General features: G+C 66.7%; 5 protein-coding genes and 1 pseudogene. 3 read left to right on the top strand and 3 right to left on the bottom strand.

All coding sequences use genetic code 11. The features are described from left to right. The 3 genes and pseudogenes from BM249_RS06490 to argC all read right to left on the bottom strand — a co-directional run. Positions 1-239: transposase (locus BM249_RS06490; RefSeq protein ID WP_143103695.1), on the bottom strand; the 239-nt coding region annotated here is incomplete at its 3' end. A gap of 69 nt (positions 240-308) precedes the next feature. After that, positions 309-1,091: pseudogene (locus BM249_RS06485) on the bottom strand (IS481 family transposase); the annotation flags it as partial. 70 nt (positions 1,092-1,161) lie between these two features. Further along, complete coding sequence (argC, locus tag BM249_RS06480) at positions 1,162-2,100, bottom strand: N-acetyl-gamma-glutamyl-phosphate reductase (RefSeq protein WP_091970098.1); 939 nt, start codon at positions 2,098-2,100, stop codon at positions 1,162-1,164. A gap of 203 nt (positions 2,101-2,303) precedes the next feature. Between argC and BM249_RS06475 the strand changes: the two genes are divergently transcribed. The 3 genes from BM249_RS06475 to BM249_RS06465 all read left to right on the top strand — a co-directional run bounded on the left by BM249_RS06475 (position 2,304) and on the right by BM249_RS06465 (position 6,553). Then, positions 2,304-2,804 carry a hypothetical protein gene (locus tag BM249_RS06475; protein ID WP_091970096.1) on the top strand — a complete coding sequence of 167 codons (501 nt, stop codon included), beginning with the start codon at positions 2,304-2,306 and terminating at the stop codon, positions 2,802-2,804. An 89-nt stretch (positions 2,805-2,893) separates the two neighbouring features. Further along, positions 2,894-5,104, top strand: coding sequence for a glycosyltransferase family 2 protein (locus BM249_RS06470; protein WP_244528613.1), 2,211 nt, complete (start codon positions 2,894-2,896; stop codon positions 5,102-5,104). A gap of 129 nt (positions 5,105-5,233) precedes the next feature. Beyond that, a complete protein-coding gene (locus BM249_RS06465; protein ID WP_091970092.1) occupies positions 5,234-6,553 on the top strand; it encodes an SLC13 family permease in 1,320 nt (439 codons plus the stop codon). The last annotated feature ends 133 nt before the right edge of the window (positions 6,554-6,686 follow it).

Below are 6,686 nucleotides of genomic sequence, written 5' to 3'. Positions count from 1 at the left end.
TCCTGCACCAGGCTGAGCAGCCGCTCCCAGACACCGGCCCGGGACCAGCGGATGAAGATCTGGGCGGCCCGCCACCACGGACCCAGTTCCTCCGGGATCGCCCGCCATTTGGCGCCGTTCCGATGCCGCCACAGGATCGCCGAGAGCGTGCGTTGCAGGTCCTGCGGCGGCGTCTTGGCCTTGGGCCGGCACGCCTCGACCAGAGGCTCCAGTTCAGACCATTGCGCGTCGCTCAGCATCGTCCCTCCCGCAATCAGAGAGACGAAAACGCAAAACGCGCCAATCCGTTCAAGCGACGACAGGCCCTAGTCGTGGCTGTCGTAGTGGTAGCGCTTGACCGTCGCATCCTTGATGGTGCGATTCATCCGCTCGACCTGCCCGTTGGTCCAAGGATGGTTCACCTTGGTCAGCCGATGCTCGATGTCGTGCTCGTCGCAGACGCGGTCGAGGATATGCTGACTATCGTAGATGTCCTGTCGACGTGATGTGAACTGAACGCCGTTGTCTGTGAGCACGGTGTGGATGCGGTAAGGCACCGCCTCGATGAAGTCGCGGAGAAACTGGGCTGCCTCCATCTTGCCGGCGCTCTCCACGAGCCGCCCGAAGGCAAATTTGCCGGTTCGATCAATGGCTACGAAAAGCCTGAGCTTACCTTCGGCCGTGCTCACCTCGGCGATGTTGATGTGGACGTAGCCAATGGCGTCGGTCGCAAAGCGCTGCTTCTTGGGTTTGTCGCCTTCGATCTCGGGTAGTCGGCTGATGCCGTGCCGTTCCAGGCGGCGATGCAGCGAGGATCGCGTCAGGTGCTGGATCGTCGGCTGCAAGCCATAGAGGTAGTCGTCAAGCGGCAGCAGGGTATGCCGGCGGAAGGCGACAATGATCGCTTCCTCCTCGACGGTGAGCACGGTGGAGCGCGGTTCCTTTGGGCCCATCCGGGCATCCACTGTGCTCGTCCGTTTGCGCCACTTCTGCACCGTCGTCGGGCTGACGCCGTAGCGCTTGGCCAGCGCTCTTACGCTCTCTTCACGGAGCTGGATTGCGCGACGGACTGCCTCTGTCGTCGTGGCGCTTTCATGAAGAACCTGGCCCATAGCGCATCCCTCGCAGCATGGTGGTTAATCGTACCACCACACCGCGGGATCAAACACCTAGACTGAATACCTAATCGAGGCCGAGCATCAGGCCGATATTTTGGACCGCTGCGCCCGAGGCGCCCTTCCCGAGATTGTCGAGGCGGGCGACGAGCACGGCGTGCGGATAGGTCTCGGAGCGGTATACCCGCAATTCGAGGCGGTCCGTATCGTTCAGATCCTCCGGCTCGATGCGCTCGGGATGCGGCTCCGGAACCACCGTGACCAGTCCGCCACCGGCGTAATACGCGAGCAGGGCCGCCTCCAGGGCCAAGGCGCTGGGCCGTCCGGGCAGCGTATCGAGGTGCAGCGGAATGCTCACCAGCATGCCCTGGCGGAAATTGCCCACCGAGGGGATGAAGATCGGTCGCCGGGTCAGGCCGCCATAGGTCTGCGTCTCCGGCAAGTGCTTGTGCGCGAAGCCAAGGCCGTAGAGTTGGAACGGCGCCCCCTCCCCCGCCTCGTAGGTCTCGATCATGCCTTTGCCGCCGCCGCTGTAGCCGCTGACGGCGTTGATGGAGATCGGCGTCTCCGCCGGCAGCAAACCCGCTTCGACCAGGGGACGGATCAGCGCCACGGCGCCCGTGGGGTAGCAGCCGGGATTCGCCACGCGACGTGAGTCCCGAATCGCCTGCGGCTGGTCCGGCGTCAGTTCCGCGAAGCCGTAGACCCAGGCCGGATCGACCCGGTGGGCGGTGCTGGCGTCGAGGATGCGTGGACCGCCACCCGGCATCGAATCGGCCAAGGCCACGGTCTCGCGCGCCGCGTCGTCGGGCAGGCACAGCACCACGAGATCGACGGATTCCATGAGGTCGCGCTTGACCGCCACGTCCTTGCGGTGCTCGTGCGGAATGCTCTTGAGCGTCACGCGACCCTCGCGCTCCAGGCGCTCACGGATGCCGAGCCCGGTGGTGCCCGCTTCGCCGTCGATGAAGACCGTGGGCCGGTGCTGCGCGTCGTGCTCGCTCATGGACTGTCTGTTCCCGCCGCTCGTTCGTTGCGACGCTCGCGTGATGCGCCGCGCCGCCGACATTGTCGACCCGAAAGCCTTCGCCGAACCCGGGCTATCGCCGCCCCATCCGACAGTTTCATGACAGATGTGGATGACGCGACGCGGGCGGAACGCGGGCGCGTGCCTCCGGTTGTCGCTCAGAACAACGCGAGGATGTCTCCATGCCCGCCACTGCGAAAAAGACCAATCCGGCCCTGTGGGAGAAAGTGAAGAAGGAGGTGACCGAGTCCGACAAGGGCGGCAAGCCCGGCCAATGGTCGGCTCGGAAAGCTCAGGCCGCCACGAAAGCCTACAAGGACGCCGGTGGCGGCTACGCCGGTAAGAAATCGCCCGGTAACCATCTTAAGGAGTGGACCGAGGAGGAGTGGGATACGAAGTCCGGCAAGAAGAGCGGTGAAACCGGCGAGCGCTATCTGCCGAAGGCCGCCCGCGAGAAACTGTCCGACTCCGAGTATAAGCGATCCACGAAGAAGAAGCAGGCCGATTCCGCCAAGGGCCGCCAACACTCGAAGCAGCCCGCAGACGTGGCGAAGAAATCCGCCGCCGCCCGGGACGCGGAGAGTTCGACCAAGGCCGAACTTCTGGCGAAGGCGCGCAAGAAGGACATTCCGGGCCGTTCGAAGATGTCGAAGGGCGAACTCGCCCAAGCCCTGCACGCGTGAGAATCTCCCGACCCGGACGGCGATTGCCGTTCCGGGTCGTGGCGCCTAGACCCGCGCGGAATCTCCGCCCGAGGAAAGGCCCCCTCCACGTGTCGCGACCGGTGCGCTGCCGCCTCGATCCCATCCACCAGATCGTCGCCGAGGCCCCGGGGGTCTGGCGTGCCGTCGGGTCGGATCCCTATTTCCGTATCTTGCCGCCGGACGGAAAGCGCCGGCATCGCGGCGGCTGGGTCCGCATCCGGGCCGATCTCGCGCCCGTGGGGCGCACCAAGCTCGTGCCCCTTCTCTACATCGACGACGGTAAGGGGTTTCGCGAGGCTCTGACGATCCCCCTCGAACGGGACGAGGCGGGGATCGACAACCTCGTTCGCCTGCCGCGCCGGGTGCGTGGCCTGCGCCTTGATCCGTTGAGCGGTGCCGGTGGCTTTACCCTCGGGGCGATCACCCTCAATCACCTCGGGCCCCTTGCAGCTTACGCCGAGATCGCCCGGCGCCTACGGGCGCGGCTGGCGCCGGGTGAGCGCGCCCTCCCCCGCTTGGGCGCCCTGCTGCGAACCCGCTCGCCCCTCGCCCTGTGGCGCGACTTCCTCGCCAGCGCCCGGCCGCGCCCAGTTCCGGCCTCCTACGCCGCCTGGATCGAGGCCGTGGAGACGCCTGACCGCCCCTCCGTCGCGGCCATGAGGGCGGCCATCGCAGACTTTGCCGTGACCCCGCGCATCTCCATCGTGATGCCGGTTTACGACACCCCGAAACCCTGGCTCGAGGCCGCCATCGCGTCGGTGCGGGCGCAGGGGTACGAGAACTGGGAACTCTGCCTCTGCGACGACAACTCGCCGAGCCCGCATGTCTGGCCGATGCTTCAGGCCTATGCCGCCGCCGAGCCTCGGATCAAGCTGCATCGCCGCGCGGTCAACGGCCGGATCTCCGCCGCCTCCAACGACGCCATGGCGCTCGCGACGGGCGCATACATGACCCTGATGGATCACGACGACGCGATCCCCGACAACGCGCTCTACGAATTTGTCCGCGTCCTCAACGACGATCCGACCGTGGATTTCATCTACTCGGACGAGGACAAGATCTCCGTCGAGGGCGTGCGTTACGATCCGTTCTTCAAGCCGGATTGGTCGCCCGAAGCGCTTGAGGCGTGCATGTACACGGCTCACCTCGCCCTCTACCGCATGGACATCGTGGCGCGCATCGGCGGTTTTCGCGATGAATGCAACGGCGCCCAGGATTACGACTTCGCCCTGCGCTACACCGAGCATGTCCGCAACGTCCGGCACGTGCCGAAGGTGCTCTACCATTGGCGCGCCATCCCCGGCTCCACGGCCCAGGCCATGGACAACAAGGACTACGTCATCGCCGCCGCCGTCCGGGGGTTGGAGGACCGGGCGCGCCGCACCGGCGCCCTCGATTTCGTCAGGCCCTCCCCCTATGCCGGCTGCTTCTTCCTGCGCCGCCGAATCGTGGGCGCGCCGCGCGTCACTATCGTGATTCCGACCGCCGGCCGTGACAGCGTCGTCGGGGGGCGCAGCGTCGATCTTCTGGCCGCCTGCCTCGCCAGCGTCCGGGCGGTGAGCACGTACGCGGACATCGAGATCGTCGTCGTCGACAATGGCGACCTGCGCCCGACGACCCTGGCCGCCCTGGAGCGGCATGAAGCGCGGCGCATCACCTATGCGGAGCCGGGCTTCAACGTCGCCGCCAAGATGAATCTCGGGGCCGGCCTCGCCACGGGCGAGGTGCTCGTCTTCCTGAACGACGACATCGCGGTGATCACGCCCGACTGGCTCGAGGCGATGCTGGCGCTGCTGCAGATCGAGGGCGTCGGCGCCGTCGGGCCGAAGCTCCTGTTCGAGACGGGCGAGATCCAGCACGCAGGCGTCTCCGTGGTGGATGCCACGCCCGATCACGTCCGGCGCGGCTATCCCGGCGACGATCCGGGGCATTTCTTCTCGACCGTGGGAAACCGCAACTACCTCGCCGTAACGGGCGCCTGCCTCATGGTCCGCGCGGCGGATTTCCGGTCGCTCGGCGGCTTCGACGAAGGCTACGCCGTCAACTACAACGACGTCGATCTGTGCCTGCGCCTGTGGGAGCGGGGCCAGCGCATCGTCTACTGCGCCCAAGCCGAACTCTATCACTACGAAAGCCGCAACCGCGCCCGCACCGTCGATCCGGCCGAGCATGCCCGTTTCCGCGCACGCTGGGCGAAACGGATTCCGCAAGATCCTTTCTACAGTGCTTGGTTCGAAGCGCTGCCACCCACCTTCGAACTCGATCCCGCCCGGTTCTGAGATTTTGAGCGATCCTTCGCCATCCGCGAAGGATCGGTGCCGAACTGCCGAATTGCGAACTGTTCTCATTCGCGGTTCTGTTTGCCGGCTGGCGGTGCATGCGGCGCGCGTCGGCATCGGAATGGGCGCATGCAGGCAGTGCCAGACTTGGGGGGAGACGCGACGGTCTGGGTGACCGGCGCCCTGCTCGTGGTCTGTATGGGATTGTGGGCGAGCGGCCTCGTTGCCGAGATCGTCACCGCCCTCCTGTTCTTCACCGTCGCCACGCTGTGCCGGCTGGCACCCCCGAACGTGGTATTCTCGGGCTTCGCGTCGTCGGCGTTCTGGCTCGTTCTGGGCGGCATGGTGGTGGGTCTCGCCATGACCCGGACCGGCCTCGGGGATCGCCTCGCGCGAAGCCTCTCGGGTTATCTGTCGGGCTCCTACACCGGCTTCATCGCCGGCCTCGTAGCCCTGGCCTTCGGGATCGCTTTCGTGATGCCGTCGAATCTCGGGCGCATCGCGCTGCTGATTCCCGTGGTGCTGGCGCTCTGTGATGCCTACGGCCTCGTTCCGGGGCGCCCCGGCCGCTATGGGGCGGTGCTGGCCGTCGGGCTCGCGACGCCGCTCCTCTCCGCGGCGATTCTACCCGCCAACGTGCCGAACCTCGTCATGGCCGGCACGGCGGAAGCCCAATACGGGTTGCACGTCTCCTACCTGCCCTATTTCCTCCTGCACGCTCCGGTGCTGGCCCTCGTGAAGGGCATGATCCTCGTCGCCGCCATCGTCCGGTTGTTTCCCGACCGGCTGGCGCGCGGCGACGGCGCTGTCGTGGCGGTCCCCCCGTTGACGCCGGAGGCCCGGCGTCTCGCCGTGATCCTCGCCGCCACCCTCGGCTTCTGGGTCACCGACAGCCTGCACCATATCGCCCCGGCTTGGATCGGTCTCACGGCGGCGGTGATCTGTCTGATGCCGCGCGTGGGCGTGCTCCCGGCGGACGCCTTCGGCGCTGTGAACCTGCGGACCTGCTTCTACGTCGCGGCCCTCCTCGGCCTCGTCGCGACGGTGAACGCCACTGGCCTCGGCGCTGCCCTCGGGCATGCGCTCCTGCGCCTCGCCCCCCTGGAACCGGACGCGCCGGCTTACAATTTCGGAATCCTCAGCGGCACCGCGGCGCTTCTGACAGTGCTCGTCACCGCCAACGGCGCACCGGCCCTCTACACCGCGCTTGCCGGCGAGATGGCGCGGGCGAGCGGCCTCGATCTCATGAGCGTGGTCATGGTTCAGGTGCTGGGCTACTCGACCCTGTTTCTGCCCTATCAGGCGCCCCCCATCGTCATGGCGATGGACCTCGGCCGCGTGCCCCTGGCCCAGGCGACGAAGCTAACCCTGGTGATGGGGGTGGCCTCGCTGATCATCGTCGCACCCCTGGATTACGCCTGGTGGCGGGTGCTGGGGCGGTTGTCATGACGGCGCGGCGCCCGACTTACGAATGTCGAGAACTGTCGCCGGTCCCATTCCCGGAATCTGGATTGCGGATTGGCGCGGGCGTACGGGCAGATTAGAGACGGTCCAAAATCTTTTTGCACTGCAGCGTCACGGC

Origin of the sequence: Methylobacterium gossipiicola (assembly GCF_900113485.1) — a bacterium.
GTDB lineage: Bacteria > Pseudomonadota > Alphaproteobacteria > Rhizobiales > Beijerinckiaceae > Methylobacterium > Methylobacterium gossipiicola.
Note: the sequence above shows the minus strand (reverse complement) of the source record. Positions and strands in the feature narration are given on the sequence as shown.

Coding starts and splice junctions, on each gene's coding strand:
- BM249_RS06475 (WP_091970096.1), top strand. CDS start 2,304: ATGCCCGCCACTGCGAAAAAGACCAATCCGGCCCTGTGGGAGAAAGTG.
- BM249_RS06465 (WP_091970092.1), top strand. CDS start 5,234: ATGCAGGCAGTGCCAGACTTGGGGGGAGACGCGACGGTCTGGGTGACC.
- argC (WP_091970098.1), bottom strand. CDS start 2,100: ATGAGCGAGCACGACGCGCAGCACCGGCCCACGGTCTTCATCGACGGC.